Annotated in this window: 14 protein-coding genes and 3 pseudogenes; 15 read left to right on the forward strand and 2 right to left on the reverse strand. The window is 68.8% G+C overall.

The genetic code is table 11. The features are described 5' to 3' along the window. Positions 1 to 4 precede the first annotated feature (4 nt). From AC07DS_RS43145 to AC07DS_RS43210, 14 genes and pseudogenes are all read left to right on the forward strand, one after another. Entirely contained in the window at positions 5 to 793 is a 789-nt protein-coding gene (locus AC07DS_RS43145) for a zf-HC2 domain-containing protein (protein WP_479154205.1), read from the forward strand. 884 nt (positions 794 to 1,677) lie between these two features. Next, positions 1,678 to 2,100, forward strand: a complete 423-nt coding sequence (locus AC07DS_RS43150; protein WP_479154206.1) for an ATP-binding protein — start codon at positions 1,678 to 1,680, stop codon at positions 2,098 to 2,100. Continuing rightward, positions 2,097 to 2,645 carry a hypothetical protein gene (locus AC07DS_RS43155; protein ID WP_479154207.1) on the forward strand — a complete coding sequence of 183 codons (549 nt, stop codon included), beginning with the start codon at positions 2,097 to 2,099 and terminating at the stop codon, positions 2,643 to 2,645. The genes AC07DS_RS43150 and AC07DS_RS43155 overlap by 4 nt, the downstream gene beginning before the upstream one ends. A 169-nt stretch (positions 2,646 to 2,814) precedes the next feature. Beyond that, positions 2,815 to 3,222 carry a hypothetical protein gene (locus AC07DS_RS43160; RefSeq protein WP_479154208.1) on the forward strand — a complete coding sequence of 136 codons (408 nt, stop codon included), beginning with the start codon at positions 2,815 to 2,817 and terminating at the stop codon, positions 3,220 to 3,222. Positions 3,223 to 3,224: 2 nt separating this feature from the next. After that, complete coding sequence (tatA, locus tag AC07DS_RS43165) at positions 3,225 to 3,506, forward strand: Sec-independent protein translocase subunit TatA (protein WP_479154209.1); 282 nt, start codon at positions 3,225 to 3,227, stop codon at positions 3,504 to 3,506. A 199-nt stretch (positions 3,507 to 3,705) separates the two neighbouring features. Then, positions 3,706 to 4,662 carry a twin-arginine translocase subunit TatC gene (tatC, locus tag AC07DS_RS43170; protein ID WP_479154210.1) on the forward strand — a complete coding sequence of 319 codons (957 nt, stop codon included), beginning with the start codon at positions 3,706 to 3,708 and terminating at the stop codon, positions 4,660 to 4,662. A 72-nt stretch (positions 4,663 to 4,734) separates the two neighbouring features. Next, positions 4,735 to 5,190 (forward strand): VOC family protein, encoded by a 456-nt coding sequence (locus AC07DS_RS43175; RefSeq protein ID WP_479154211.1) that lies wholly within the window; start codon positions 4,735 to 4,737, stop codon positions 5,188 to 5,190. A 197-nt stretch (positions 5,191 to 5,387) separates the two neighbouring features. Then, a complete protein-coding gene (locus AC07DS_RS43180) occupies positions 5,388 to 7,037 on the forward strand; it encodes an alpha/beta hydrolase (protein ID WP_479154212.1) in 1,650 nt (549 codons plus the stop codon). Further along, positions 7,034 to 8,704 (forward strand): PQQ-binding-like beta-propeller repeat protein, encoded by a 1,671-nt coding sequence (locus AC07DS_RS43185; protein ID WP_479154213.1) that lies wholly within the window; start codon positions 7,034 to 7,036, stop codon positions 8,702 to 8,704. The genes AC07DS_RS43180 and AC07DS_RS43185 overlap by 4 nt, the downstream gene beginning before the upstream one ends. A 134-nt stretch (positions 8,705 to 8,838) precedes the next feature. After that, positions 8,839 to 9,375 carry a transglutaminase domain-containing protein gene (locus AC07DS_RS43190; protein ID WP_479154214.1) on the forward strand — a complete coding sequence of 179 codons (537 nt, stop codon included), beginning with the start codon at positions 8,839 to 8,841 and terminating at the stop codon, positions 9,373 to 9,375. 138 nt (positions 9,376 to 9,513) lie between these two features. Beyond that, positions 9,514 to 9,750: pseudogene (locus tag AC07DS_RS43195) on the forward strand (hypothetical protein); the annotation flags it as partial. Between the two features lie 88 nt (positions 9,751 to 9,838). Further along, positions 9,839 to 10,264, forward strand: coding sequence for a hypothetical protein (locus AC07DS_RS43200; protein WP_479154215.1), 426 nt, complete (start codon positions 9,839 to 9,841; stop codon positions 10,262 to 10,264). 249 nt (positions 10,265 to 10,513) lie between these two features. Next, positions 10,514 to 10,642 (forward strand): annotated as a pseudogene (locus tag AC07DS_RS43205) (RbsD/FucU domain-containing protein); the annotation flags it as partial. A 175-nt stretch (positions 10,643 to 10,817) separates the two neighbouring features. Beyond that, positions 10,818 to 12,038, forward strand: coding sequence for an esterase/lipase family protein (locus AC07DS_RS43210; RefSeq protein WP_479154216.1), 1,221 nt, complete (start codon positions 10,818 to 10,820; stop codon positions 12,036 to 12,038). Positions 12,039 to 12,149: 111 nt separating this feature from the next. Here AC07DS_RS43210 and AC07DS_RS43215 read toward each other — a convergent pair whose 3' ends face one another. Further along, positions 12,150 to 12,572, reverse strand: coding sequence for a MarR family winged helix-turn-helix transcriptional regulator (locus AC07DS_RS43215; protein WP_145883895.1), 423 nt, complete (start codon positions 12,570 to 12,572; stop codon positions 12,150 to 12,152). A 176-nt stretch (positions 12,573 to 12,748) separates the two neighbouring features. Between AC07DS_RS43215 and eno the strand changes: the two genes are divergently transcribed. Further along, on the forward strand, positions 12,749 to 14,056 hold the full coding sequence (gene eno / locus AC07DS_RS43220; protein WP_479154217.1) for a phosphopyruvate hydratase: 1,308 nt from the start codon (positions 12,749 to 12,751) through the stop codon (positions 14,054 to 14,056). Between the two features lie 45 nt (positions 14,057 to 14,101). On the opposite strand, the pseudogene AC07DS_RS43225 reads toward eno, so the two are convergent. After that, positions 14,102 to 14,605: pseudogene (locus tag AC07DS_RS43225) on the reverse strand (PP2C family protein-serine/threonine phosphatase); the annotation flags it as partial. Between the last annotated feature and the right edge of the window lie 87 nt (positions 14,606 to 14,692).

The raw sequence follows: 14,692 nt of genomic DNA on the forward strand, positions 1-14,692 counted from the left end.
GACCATGAGTGCAGAGCACGACGCCCTCCGGTTGGCGCTGGGAGGATACGTCCTGAACACGCTGCCCTCGGCGGAAATGGAACGGGTGCGCGTCCACCTCACGGAGTGCACCGAATGCCAGGCCGAACACACCCAGCTCATGGGAGTGCCTGCGCTGCTGGCGACGGTGACCGAAGCCGAAGCCTCAGGTCGTACGGTGCCGACGGCCGACGAGGACCTGGCCGACCGGCTGGTGGCACGAGCAGCCGAAGGCACGCACGGCTCCCTGCCCGAACGGCCCGCCATGCCCGCGGTGTCGCAGGTGCCAGAGGAGAGTCTGCTGGAGAGACTGCTCCAGCAGGCCGCGTCCCGGCGCCGCAGGACCTGGCGTCTGCAATTGGCCGGCGCTGCCGCCTCGCTGACGTTCATCGCGGCAACGGCCGGCGGCACGTGGCTGGCGGCTGTCGGATCCGTGGGCAGTCAGGCGACGCCGCCTGGGCCGACCGCGCCCACTGCCTGGCGCACCTTCTCCGGAAGCGATCCCGCCACCGGCGTCTCCGCCTTGGTGAAGGTCTCGCCCTCTGCCTGGGGCAGTGTCGTGCAGGTCTCCGCCAGGGGGGCACCCGCCGGAATCACCTGCCGGCTTCAGGCGGTCGGGCCCAGCGGAGCCAGGACGGACGTCGCCAGCTGGCGGGCAGGCAAGTACCCTCCCGGCACCACGATCCAAGGAGCGGTTGCCATGCCTCCAGGAGAGATCGAGCACTTCGAGATCCACGCGGACAACGGTCAGAAGCTGGTCACAGTCCGGGCGTGACACGAGGCCAGGACGATCGCGTCACTGGGGCGCCCTCGCCCCCAGTGACGCGATCACAGCTGTCGGGTGTGGGCGCACGGCGGCACACGAGGCCGAGAAGACATCGCCATCGAGAAGACCTGTATGCGTGACATCGGCTGCACAGGCACGCACGTGATCACCCACGCACGTGATCACCGTCGTCGCCCGATGCCACCACGCCCCACGGCTCCGGGATCGGCGAGGTTGTCCGAGAGGGCACCGGGCGGATGACCGCGGCGGCGACCACGGCTCTGCGGGGGCCGGCGGCGTGGGCCTCAACCTCCACCGGGAGGAGGCCGAAGCCGGCGCCCTGATCGTTCTCACAGCGCGCCGACGGTTTCCGGGCCCTGGTCACCCTCACTCCCGGCTCCGGCCAATCGGGCGGGTCCTCAGCCGACTTGACCCGTGAGTGCGCCGACGGGGCACTCACTCCCTGCCCGGGTGGCCGGTGGCGCCACCCTGGTCTTTGCGACGGCCCGGCCGAGGTGTTCCCCCTCCCCCGCGCGAGCAGCAGTATGCGGCTCACCGAACGTCCGTCGACCTCAACTCTCGTCTTCCTCCGAAGATTGTGCGGCCCGGAGAAGCGGAAGAGCGCGCGCGAGGAGACCGAGCCGCCGGTGCCTGGTCCGACCGAGTACGGCGTCGAGCTTTGACAGGGGCGAGTGAGTCCGGCCAAGCCACTGGCATCGACATGACTCGCAAGAAGTCGAACAAAAGGTGCGAACAACTCGAACCGTTCGGCATGCGTCGTCCGTGGAACTCAGTGAACGCGGCCATACAGGATCCGCCTACCGACCGCCCCGAAGTGGTTGGCCCCCGATCCGGCCTCCACACATCCACAGAAGAGCCATAAGACCATGTTTGTGACCGATTCCCCCAGCCCGAGTTCACTGCTCGGTCGACACAGCCGCCACCGGGCACTGCTCACCTTGCCCGCGCAGGAGGCGTACGTCTCCGCCGCTCGTCACTTCGCGGCAGATCTGCTGGAGACCTGGAGTGTGCCCGCGATCGAGCGGGACTCCGCCGTCCTCATCGTCGACGAACTCGCCGCCAACGCCGCGCAGTACGGCCACGAGCGCATGACCCTGCTGCTCGTCCTCGACGACGGCACTCTGCACATCGTGGTCACTGACTCCGGTACGACCGTGGAACACCATCGCCCCGACACCGCCCCCGACGAACACGGCCGCGGCACCAGTATCGTCCAGCACCTCGCCCAGTCGACCGAGGTCCACCAAACACGCAGCGGCCGCAAGGTCCGCGCCTGCCTGAGGTGCTCGCCATGACCGGGCCGGACGTTCCGCACGGACTGCGACCCGCTGCCGGGGCCGGCACCGCCGCACAGCGACGGGTCACCGGGGGCAGCTGCGGCGCCTGGTCCCGCGACGACCCGCCGAGTGGGCCTTCGCACCCCACCAGCCGTGCCCCGAACAGCGGCGAGGGCATCAGCGCTCCGCCCCCGCACGAGGCGTACGCGAATGCGCCAGACCTGCGCCGCGAAATACACCAAGTGCTCGCTCTCGGGGCCGAACGCGACGGCCGCCAGGCCAGGCACGTCACCGGACCCCCGGTCGATTTGACAGTCGCCGAGCGCACCTGGCGGCTACGCCAGGCCGCCCTCATGGACCGGATGGCCCTGGACGACCCCGGCCCCGGCCCGATCGCAGCCGCCGCAGCAACCGCCGAACAACTCGCCCTGCTCGACCGCAGCCATCCCGAACTGGTGGCCGGCCCGCACCATCCCGACGCCATCGCGCTCGCCCCCAGCCGCCGCCTCTATGTCCGCCAGGAGTACGCCGCCTGGACGACCGCCGGGCGCCCCGGGACCTGAATCGACCCTGATCCGACAGGAAGAAGGAGACATGAACCGCAACGACATCGACACCCGGGATGCTCCCGCAGCCGTCGACCCACTCCACTCGCGTCGCTTCCCATGCCCGACAGGCACGCGTGCACATCGCGCCGGTCGGCGACAGGAACGGTCACAGCAGGGAAAGCCGATGAACGCACCGTGGCCGAACACGATGACCCGTCTGCTGTTCCAGGTGCCCGAACGTGGTTGCTGCCCGAGGCAGCGGCCGAGCCTCCAACCGGCCCAAACGCCCTCGCACGCTCCGCGGGCCGGGCAGCCGGCGCGAGCGGCCAAGAAGGAGACAGGCTGTCAACTGTGCTTCGCTATAAGCCCGTTGCTGGTCGAGCACTCCGCGGTCGCCGCGCCGACGGGCGGCGAATTCACTTGCGAGGCCCGGCTGGACGACGCCGTAGGAATCTCCCGATGGCGCGAGCGGTGGACACCGGTGAAACACATCGACCGCGTCCAGCAGCGTCCCACCATTGCCGCCCAGGAACAAACGGCACGGATCGCCGGGGCAGGTATGAAGACCGACACGTTCGAAGGGGCGGTGTGACGATGTTCCGCAACGCCCTGGAGCCCTGGCACTTGCTGATCCTGGTCGCCGTGGTGGCTTTGCTCTTCGGCTCGAAGAAACTACCCGACACGGCCCGGGCGCTGGGCAAGTCCATGCGGATCCTCAAGAGTGAGACCAAGGCCATGAAGGACGACGGCGCCGCGAACGAGCCGCGCCCCGAGTCCGAACCTGCACCGGGACCGCGGACGATCCCGGGCACTCCCGGAGACACCGCCACCGCCCGCACCGAGCCCACGGACAGTACGACCGGCCACTCGGACTGAGCCCGGTCCTGCGCGCCCTGGCTCATCCCCGCGATCAGCTCGCGGTAAGTGGTGCCGACCTGGACCAACTGCCTCCTGGGCACGCCACCGACCGCAACCGTCGTCGTAGCGAGCTCGCGCCCCACCGGGTGACGGAGACGATCACGTACTAATGCAAGGCCGGTAGTCTCCGGTCTGCCGCACGAGATGAGGATGCGGCGTGCCCCAGTCAGCCCGCAACAAGCAGAAGGATTCCGAGGGGCGGATGCCGCTCGCGCAGCACCTTCGTGAGCTCCGCAACCGGCTCGCCAAGGCCGTCCTTGCCATCCTGGTCATCACGATCGCCGCGGCCTTCGCCTACAAGGGCATCGTAAACTTCGTCACCAGGCCGGTGCTGGACTCGGTCGGCTGCCCAACGTCCTTCGCCGATCTGGCCAAGCAACCCGCGGACACCGCCTGCGCACGGATCACGATCAACGGTCTGCTCGCGCCCTTCACCCTGGCGCTCAAGGTGTCCCTGATGGCCGGCTTCGTGCTGGCCTCGCCGGTATGGCTGTACCAACTGTGGGCGTTTGTCGCCCCCGGCCTGCATAAACACGAGAGGAAATACGCCTACGCGTTCGTCGGCGCGGGCGTTCCCCTGTTCTTCGGCGGCGCCTTCATGGCCTACAAGGTGCTGCCCACGACCGCAAAGGTGTTGATCGGCTTCACCCCGCACAAGGTGGAGAATCTGCTGCCGCTGGACGATCTGCTCGACCTCGTCACCCGCATGGTGGTCGTCTTTGGCCTCTCCTTCGAGATGCCGCTGCTGCTGGTGATGCTGAACCTCACTGGTGTGCTGCGCGGCCGACGGATGCTCGGCTGGTGGCGCGGCATGATCGTGGGGATCACGGTCTTTTCAGCCGTGGCGACGCCGAGCACGGACCCGCTGACCATGCTGGCGCTGGCCTCGCCGATCTGGGTGCTCTATTTCGCCGCTGTTGCCTTTTCGCTTCTCAATGACCGGCGCAAGGCCCGAAGAGAGGCAGAGGGACCCAGCGACGACGAGATCTCCGACCTCGACCTCACGCCGCAGGACGTAGGCGAAGTGGAATCGGTGTCCGCCAGCAGCGGTGCCAATTCGACGGGGGTGAATCCGGGCTCGGACAGGCTGAGGACGCCGGGTGAGAGGACTTAGCTGTGCAGCTCGCACGGGGAGGTCTGGGCAGCCGTGGCCGACGTTGTCAGACCCGCCTGGCATTCTCCGGGTATGGAGATGACGCTGCAGCTGGTGATCGACTGTGCTGACCCGCAGAGGCTGGTGAGCTTCTGGGCCGAGGCTCTGGGATACGTGCCAGAGCCTCCGCCAGGTGGGCACTCCACATGGCGGGAGTACTGGGCGGGCATGGGGGTGCCCGAGGAGGAGCTGCCCGCCGGAGCCGGGGAGACGGCGGAATCGATCATCGATCCAGCGGGACAGGGGCCGCGGGTGTGGTTTCAGCAGGTCCCCGAGCCGAAGGTCACCAAGAACCGGATGCACCTCGACTTGAAGGTGGGCGGAGGGCGCGAGGTCCCGTTGACGGACCGCACTCAGCGGGTCACAGCCATGGTGGAGCGGCTCATCGGAGCCGGTGCCACCGTCCTGCGGATCACGGACGAGCCGAGCATGGAGCACTACGCCGTCCTTCTGCAGGACCCCGAGGGCAACGAATTCTGCGTCGTTTAGAACCCCGTCAGGCAGTACTGGTCACAGCCACTGGTTGATGTCCCGCTGGTGACCCCGGCTTCCTCTTCGGCATCCGCGCCCAGGCGTTCGTCATGATCCACGCCGTGCGCCACGGGGACTGACCGGGGAGCCTGTGGCTACGCCATTCGGACGCGGCCGGCTCGCGCACCCTGGCGCATCACGGTGGTTTGGGATGCATGCTCATAGTTGGCCCCATACTCGACCGCAGGCGTTGTGCCGCGGCCCTCGCCGCGGTGCTGACCTGCTCGACGGTACTGGCCGGGCCGCACCTGAACGCGGCCGGCAGCGCGCCGGCGCCTTCGGTGTCCGCCCCGAAGCTGGACTGGAGAGCCTGCGTCCGAGGCAGTCCGTTCGACTGCGCCACTGCCGTGGTGCCGCTGGACTACAGGAAACCCGCTGGTCGCCACATCGAGCTGGCGGTGATCAAGCGGAAGGCGACGGACCCCGGACGGCGCATCGGCACCCTGTTCTTCAACCCCGGCGGACCCGGCGGACCCGGCACCGTGCAGATGCCGCAGAACTACGCGTCCTTCCCGCGCGAGGTACGGGAGCGTTTTGACATCGTGAGCTGGGATCCGCGCGGAGTCGGCAACAGCACCGCGGTGAACTGCTTCGCGAATCCGCAAGAAGCCGCCGCATGGGACGCGGGCAGACCGGTCGGTGTCCCGGTCGGCGCACAGCAGCGGGCGTCCCTGATCGCCGCGTACCGGGATCTGGCCAAGCGCTGCGAACGGCGTGACCCCGAGCTGCTGCGCCATGTGTCGACCGCCGAGACCGCTCGCGACCTCGACCAGCTCCGCCGTGCGGTGGGCGAACCGCAACTCACCTACCTTGGAACCTCCTACGGCACGTTCCTGGGCGCCACCTACGCCAACCTCTTCCCCGACAAGGTCCGCGCCATGGCGCTGGACAGCAACATCGACCCGCAGGCCTGGACGAATCACGCGTCCGACGCGGCTCCCCGATCCACGACGTTCCTGCGCATGGGCACGGACCGCGCGGCGGCAGCGGTCCTGGACCGGTTCCTGTCCCTGTGCGGCTCCACGGCCACCGCCGGCTGCCCTTTCTCCGCCGGCGGCGCACAGGCGACCCGGGGCAAGTTCGACCAGCTGATGCAGCGGTTACGGGCCCACCCGGTTGGCGAGTGGACCTACGGCCGTACGGTCGCCGACGTGGTGAGCAGCCTCTACTTCGTCCGCCCCGGATGGACGAACCTCGCCGAAAGGCTCCAGAAGCTCTGGCAGGGCCAGGTGCCCCGGGCGGCCCCGCTCCCGCCTGCACCGCCGGTCCCGCATCCGAATCCGTACCTGGGCGATGAACAGGCGAGCGCGGTGTTCTGCGGCGACAGTCCCAACCCTCATGACCCGGCCGTCTATCCCGCCCTGGAGGAAGCAGCCGCCGCCCGCGCGGGCGACGCCGGACGGTACTGGACGTGGGCCGCCGCGGCATGCATCTCCTGGCCCGCCGTGGCGGCCGACCGTTACCGCGGCCCGTGGAACAGGCCGACGGCACACCCCGTCCTGGTGATCGGCACCACCTACGACCCGGCCACTCCCTACGCGGACGCGCAGGCGATGGCCAGAGAACTGGCCGACGCCCGCCTGCTCACCCACGAGGGGTACGGTCACACCGCGCTGATAAATCCCAGCAGTTGTGTGCAGGCGTACGAGAGCCGCTATTTCGTCGACGGCACCCTCCCGCCCGTCGGAACGACCTGCCACCAGGACAAGCCGCCTTTCCCGGCACCCGAACCCGTCGGAGGCATCGCCACCGGCGGCGGCGCGCTGGCCGGAGAGGTGCTGAGTGTCAGCCCTTCTCCTTTGTGAGTCGCGGGCGATCTAGTTGTTCCCTGAGAGCCACAACGCACCGATGCGACCTCGACGGGGGTACGGGGTCTTCTCTACGGCTTCTTGAGGTTCGTGCTTTCCCGCAGCCTTCGCCCCTTGCGAAGATCATTGCCATGACCATCCCGTTCCGCATCGACCGAATCCTCGGTGACCGTCCCTTCGCCGAGGTTGGTGAACCCACTCTCGCGGTCGACGACGAGCGGCGCCGCCTGCTGGCAGTGGCGGGCACACACACGGCGCTGGCGGGCATGCAGGAGTTCGGCAGCAATGCACCGGTTGGCGTCTACGGCACGGACGATCTGGCCTGCCGAGCGCTTCTCCGTGCGCGGTACCCCGTGCACGCAATGGCCTTCCACCCCGTGCTGCCCCTCCTGGCTGTCGGCACGGGCAGCTACGACGGCGGCTACTTCTTCGAAGGGGAACTGCTCCTGCTGGATTTGGAGTCGGGCAGGCCCACGTCGCTCATCGAGCACGAGCTCGGCCGCCAGGTCCTGGGCCTGGAATGGCTCAACGAACAGGACCTGCGTGTGCTGATGGCACCGCCTGACGACTGGCAGGACAAAGACGCATGGGGCGAGGGGCACGTCGCGGTGGTGAGTCGGCCCGACTGGAGGGCCGTATCAGCCAGTTCGATCACCTCGTACGACCTGGCCGGACCACGAGTGACGGCTCCGCGCCCCGACGGCCGGGATGACGCTCGTCGGACGGTCTCCTCCCTCAGCGCGGACTGGGATCCGCGGTGCAACGTCCGCGCAGTCGAGGAGCTGTCCGACGGCAGGATCCTGGCAACGCTTGACGGGATCCAACTGGAGTCCTGGCTGCCGTCGGGACAGCGGCAGTGGGCTGTTCTGGACGACGAGGGCGGCCGGGACCTTGTCATCGCGGCAGATGAGCAATCGGCCTGGGTCGGTCTGATGCGGCCCGAGTGGGGGAAGCCACCTCAGGCCGTGGTCCGCCTCTCGCTGGAGGCCGGGGCACAGCTCGACCACCTCACTCCCTGTGCCCCGATGTCTCTGGTGCGCAGTGCTGACGGCATGCCAGCCCTCGCACCCGCAGGATCAGCCGGAGAGCGGAGCAGGCTCCGCATCCGGCGCGGCAGCCGGATCTACTCCCGCGAGACCGTGCACGCGGAGGGCGAGCGGAACCCCGAAGCGAGAGAAACATGGCTCGTCGCAGCCGCCCTGAAGGCGATGCCGGTTGCCGAACGCCCGCGCGAGCCGACAGAGGCAGACGTCAGACGGCTGTTCCCCTACTCCTGGATACCAGGTGAGACACACTTCGCCGGTCCTGGAGCAGAGACCGCAGATGGTGCCCTCGTCCATGCCGGCACCGTCCACCACGGCCACGGGTTGCAGCCCGACGGCTCATTCGTCGTACGACGCCGGCCGACGAATGGCCAGCCGGCCTGGGTCTTCCGCACGAACCGGAAGGCCACCAGCCTTGATTGCGACGCGGAGACCGTCTATGTCACCTACGACGATGGCGAGATCGTCGGGCTGAATCTGCATGACGGCACGGTGCGTTGGCGTCGGCACCTCACCGTAGCCGCGGTGCGCGCCGTGCCAACAGCACTGGCCCTCGCCGAACCTGGTCGGATGCTCATCGGCACCAGCGACGGGCGAATTCTGGATTGCTCGATCACATAGGGGGTTGCAGCGACATCCCTGCGCAGTCGAGGGACAACTCAGGTCCCGACCACCGGATAGCAGTGCTGCGTCAGGCCCACCGATGCATCGCCGAAGTTGTGCAGCCGGTGTACTCGGTTCAGGACGAGCGGCCCGTGTCCGAGGTGCTTCGCCGCGGCCGTGGCTCGTGCAGCCAGCGGCTGGCGGTACTGGAGTCCGTGGCACGGGCGTCCGGGGTGGCCACGCGGGTGCGTGGCCTGCTGGTGGACGGGAGGTTCTGGTATCCGCGCTTCCTGCAGTTCCATCGGTTCGTCCCGCACCAAGTTGTGCTCGCATGGCCGGAGTTCCACCTTGACGGACTGTCACCGAAGGAACACCTCACCGCGCCCTGGTTGACAGTCTCGGAACTCTTCGGCGGCCTCAACGAGCTGAGCGAAGGCAGCACCGAGGGCTTCACCAACGCCGGCACGGAGACCCTCTTCGAGGCGTTGTCCAGGACAGCGATCGACTGGGACGGCGCGACCGTCTGCCCGGCCGCCGGCCCCGCCTGCGATCTGTCGGCCTACATCCTGGCGGACCTCGGCCACTTCGACTCGCGTGACGAACTTTTCGCCCAGCACGGCCAGACCCTGTGCGGAATGGCGAGGCTCCTGGCCGAGCCCATCCTCAGTCGCCGTTCGGCGGGCGCCTAGGTCGCGTCCGACAGGTCTGCCCACACAGCGACGGCATGCAGCTCCGCCGGTTACGCCATTTCTCCTAAGGTATGGCGAGATACGAGAGGTGAAGGGGCGAGGAACGTGACGACGTGGGGGCTTGTCATCGAGACGACCATGGGTGCCGGGGAACGCAAGCACACTGAGGCACACGTGGTGGCTCACATCACCGGACCGCGCGAGGAGGCGCTCGCAGAGCTGGAACGGCGGGCGCGGAGCTACTCACCCGAGCACCCAAGAAGCCCCAAGCGCCGTCGGCTCCTGCGCCAGAGTGACGGGTTCCTGCTCGTCATCGACGGGGCGTGGCAGTCGTTCGTCACCCGGTTCACGGTGGCGGAACTGCTGCAGGACTCCGACGTCTGAGGCGACGCGGTGTTCTGCCCACCGACCCCCACCGGCGCCCTGCTTGTGGGAAAACACCACGAGGGTGGGAAGATATGGCGTGCCGTACCACATCGTGACCGTGAGCGGCTCGCACCGCACCGGCTTCGGTCTCCAGGTCGAGCCTGCCGTCCCCATCAAGGCGTTGGCCGCCCATGTCGCTGACACCGACGTGCCCGTGCGAGGCGACACTCTGCTTCTGCACTTTCCCGATGGCCGCCATGGGCGGGCGATCCTTGCGGACTTCGCCCTGGAAGCGTGGCGCGACGGAGACACGTACTACAGCCGGAGCAGTCCTGATGACCCCGAGTTCACCCTCGTCATCGGCACCGAGCGCGGACCGGAGGACCTTCCGCCGGGCACGGAGATCTGGCTGGACGATGCCGCTCCCACCGGCGGTGCGCGAAGCGGTGGCTGGAGCCGGATCGTCGCGCAGTTCGAGGACCTGCCGTGGGTGATGGTCGATCCTGACGCGGAGCAGAGGTGATGCCGTCACATTCGTCGCGCTCCGAGTCTCCCGAAGATCCGATGACATGAGGTTCCCCGAGTGGCGGAATGCTCGAATGAAAGTTCGGCAGGGATTCCCCACATCGATACGCGGGTTCCTCACCTCACACATGGCTTGTTTCAGCAAGCCACAGTGTGCCCGACCAGTGGGGGTTCCTTTCCGGGCATCGAGCCGTTGCTCCCGGACCGGACGTCGATGCGGGGCGGCGGGCCTCAGGCAGCAGGGCCGCTGGAGCGGCACTTCACCCGACTGGCGTACGTCTCGCACGAGGAACTGAGGGACCTGTCGCCGGGCGCGCGGCTGGTGGTCCGCACGGGCGAGGCACGGCCGTACGCGCATGTGCTGCTGCCGTGTGGGGATGTTCTCAGCCCCGCGATCCCCCAGATCCCCCCAAAGGTCCTGACGCGCTGTACGACACACGCGGGCCGACAAGGGGTGCATGGCTTCCGCGGAATTTCCGACAGGCGATTTGCCCGGAATATGCCACATGATGTTGTCGTCCCCCTCTCCCCCACCCACGAGGAGTGCGACTGTGTCCGAAAAGACCGAGCCCCCCGTCACGCCGTTCACCATCGGCGACCCGCTCGACTCCCCCTCTCATCCGGTCGAGGTACCGGACTTCGACGAGGAGTGGACCGTCGACAAGGGATTCACCTGGGTTTTCTACGGCGAGGGCAACACCACCCTCACCCGGCCGGTGATCATCGCCGACGGTTTCAACCACGGCAAGAGCAAGCTCAAGGAGCTCTACGAGTTCCTCGAGGGCGAGGACTACCCCCTCATCAGCGAACTTCGCCGGCGTCACAAGGACGTGATCCTGCTCGGCTTCGACAACCGCACCGACTCCATCCTGACCAACTCGAACGCGGTCGAGGGGGCCATCCGTGAGGCCATCGCCCGTCGCACGGGCAACGAGCGGCTGATCGTCGGCGGCTTCAGCATGGGCGGCCTCATCGCGCGCTACACCCTCGCCAGGATGGAGACCGACTTCCACGAGGACGAGCACCAGACAGGCGTGTACTTCTCGTTCGACACCCCGCACCGCGGTGCCTCCATCCCCGTCGGCGTCCAGGCGTTCGCGTACCTGCTGCCGTACGGCCTGAACCTCAAGCCCCATCCGTTCGAGCAGCAGATGAACAGCCCGGCCGCGCGGCAGATGCTGTGGCAGCACTACGACAAGACCACCCAGAAGATCGGGGTGGCCCCTGAGCGCACGGCGCTGCTCAACGAGTTGGACCGGGTCGGCCAGTGGCCGCGGATCCCGCGCAAGCTGGCCGTCGCCAACGGCCGCGGCGACGGCATCGGGCTGCCCGACGTCGAGCCCGGCGAGGTCACGCTGCGGCTCGACGTCCGCTACCCCGGCACCACCTTCTACGCCCAGGCGCAGGGCGACGACGTGACGGTCGCCTACCTGAACCGGAAGTTCCCGCCGACCGAGCGGACCATCACGACCAGCGGCTTCCCGGAGCTGGACGGCGCACCGGGCGGCACGCTCGCGACGTACCAGATCCTCGCCGACTCGATGATCGAGGCCGGCGGCGAGGCGGACCTGCGGCATCCGCACGTGTGCTTCGTCCCGTCGGTCAGCGCGGTCGACATCCTGGACTTCGGGCGGCAGGAGGACCTGTACGCGAGGGTCGACGGCCTGGACCCCTCCCAGAGCGGCGTGGACGAGTTCCGCTGCTCGTCCACGACAACCCCGCACACCCTTCCGACCGAGGAGCTGTGCACCTGGCTGATGGACCGGTTCTAGGCGGTTCGCCTGGATCACCGGGCGGACCGGACGAACATGCCTGCGTCGGGTTCGCCGGCCGGGGCCCCCTTTTGGCGGGCCCCGGCCGCATGCAGGTGGGCCCTCGGCGAACTAGCGTGTGGCGAGCCGCTCCAGCAGGGCGGCACTGCGGGCCAGCAGCTCCCGCTCCTCATCCGTGAGTTCGGCCTCGATGGCCTGCGCGAGCCAACCGACCCTGCGGCCGCGCTCCGCTTCGAGCACGGCCCGGCCCGCGTCCGACAGCTCGACCAGCGACTTCCGGCCGTCCGTGGGATGCGCCCGGCGCGTGATCAGTTTCTGTTCCATGAGCAGTCCCACCGCCCGGGCCATCGACTGGGGGCGTACGCGCTGATCGGCGGCGAGATCGCTGGTGGTCATGGCGCCGTCGCGGTCGAGTGCACCAAGCACGGCCACCTGGCCCAGCGGGATGCGGTCCTCGTGGTTGACGCGTCGGGTGAGCTTGCCCATCGCGGTGCGCAGTTCGGCGGCGATGGCGGCGGCTTCCGAGGTGGGCATAGGGCACTTTACCCCGTTGGTCAGCAAAGCTGTGCACCTGACCTGCACAGCAATGCTGTACAGCAAATCTGCGCAGCTAAACTGAGCAGCATTGCTGTATGGTTTGGCGTTGTCCGGCCCAGCGCCAGCGTTGTCGCAGCCGGAGCCACGGCACACGACAACGGGAAGGACCTCCCATGTCCGCAAAGGCAGTCGGAACCGTCGACGCCACCATCGAGACCGTCACCGCCCGCCGGATCATCGACAGCCGGGGCAACCCCACGGTCGAGGTCGACGTCCTCCTGGCCGACGGGTCCCTGGGGCGCGCGGCTGTCCCTTCCGGCGCCTCCACCGGTGCCCGGGAAGCCGTGGAACTGCGCGACGGAGACTCCGCGCGCTGGCACGGCAAGGGCGTCGACCGCGCGGTGGCTCACGTCAACGGGGAGATCGCGGCGTCCGTGCGCGGCCGGGACGCGGTGGACCAGGCGGGTCTCGACGCCGCGCTGGTCGCCCTCGACGGCACCATCACGAAGTCCCGGCTCGGCGCAAACGCGATCCTCGGCGTCTCCCTCGCCGCCGCCAAGGCCGCCGCGGCGGCCCACCGCCGGCCCCTCTACCGCTACCTCGGCGGTGCCGACGCCTACCTCCTGCCGCTGCCGATGATGAACATCGTCAACGGCGGTGCCCACGCCGACAATCCGCTGGATTTCCAGGAGTTCATGATCGCGCCCGTGGGCGCGGACACCTTCGCCGAAGCCGTCCGCATGGGCAGCGAGGTCTTCCACACCCTGCGCCGCGATCTGCTGGCTGCCGGGCACTCCACGGGCGTCGGCGATGAGGGTGGCTTCGCACCCGCGCTGCGCACCGCCGAGGAGGCGCTCGACTTCGTGATGACCGCCATCCAGCGCACTGGCTACCGCCCCGGCACTGACATCGGCCTGGTCATGGACCCGGCGTCGTCGGAGTTCTTCCGCGACGGGATGTACGACTACGCGGGCGAGGGGGTGCGCCGTACCCCCTCCGAGCACGCCGACTACCTGGCCAAGCTCATCGACGCCTACCCGGTCGTCTCCATCGAGGACCCGATGGCGGAGAACGACCTGGACGGCTGGCGCGAGCTGACCGCCCGCGTCGGCGACCGCTGTCAGCTCACCGGCGACGACGTGTTCTGCACCAACGAGACGCTGCTGCGCGAGGGCATCCGCACCGGCGTCGGCAACTCGGTCCTGGTCAAGGTCAATCAGATCGGGACTCTGACCGAGGCGCTGGCCACAGTGGCCACGGCCCACCAGGCGGGCTGGACGGCTGTCATGTCGCACCGTTCGGGCGAAACGGAGGACACCACCATCGCGGATCTGGCGGTGGCGACCGGTTGCGGTCAGATCAAGACCGGCTCGCTCTCCCGCTCCGACCGCACGGCGAAGTACAACCAACTGATCAGGATCGAAGAGGAGTTGGGTGACTCGGCTCGCTTCGCGGGCCGCTCCGTACTGCGTCGGGCGTGAACAGCGGGCAGAGGTGGAGACGCGCAGCAGGGCGCACCCACCGATTCACCAGTGCTGCGGGCGCCATTCGAAGAGCAGGATGGTCACGTCGTCCCGCAGTTGGTTGCGCTGGTAATCGAGGATGGCGTGGATGAGCAGCCGCAGCACCTCGGCCGGGCGCTCGCCGGCGGCGTTGGAGCGGATGATGAAGTCGGTGAACCGGGCGAGGCCGAACTCCGCCCCGTCCGCGTCGCGCGCCTCTACGACACCGTCTGTGTAGAGCAGGACGCAATCGCCCGGTTCCAGTGTCGTCTCGTGGACCTGCCGGGCTACCGGGGCGAGTGGACCGGCCAGGCCGATCGGCGGCTGTGGGGGACTGTCCAGCGCCCCGGCGACCACCCGCTCGGCACGGACCAGCAGCGGTGGCGGGTGACCGCAATTGACCCAGCGCAGCACTCCGGTCTCGGCGTCGAGCCGACACAGCACGCCGGTGCAGAATTGCTCGGGCGCCCACCGGGCGAGCGCCTCGTCGACGGAGCCGACGACGTCGGCCGGGTCTCCACCGCCGCGGGGGGGGGGGGGGGGGGGGGGGGGGGGGGGGGGGGGGGGGGGGGGGGGGGGGGGGGGGGGGGGGGGGGGGGGGGGGGGGGGGGGGGG

It is taken from the genome of Streptomyces sp. NPDC044064, from assembly GCF_056434245.1.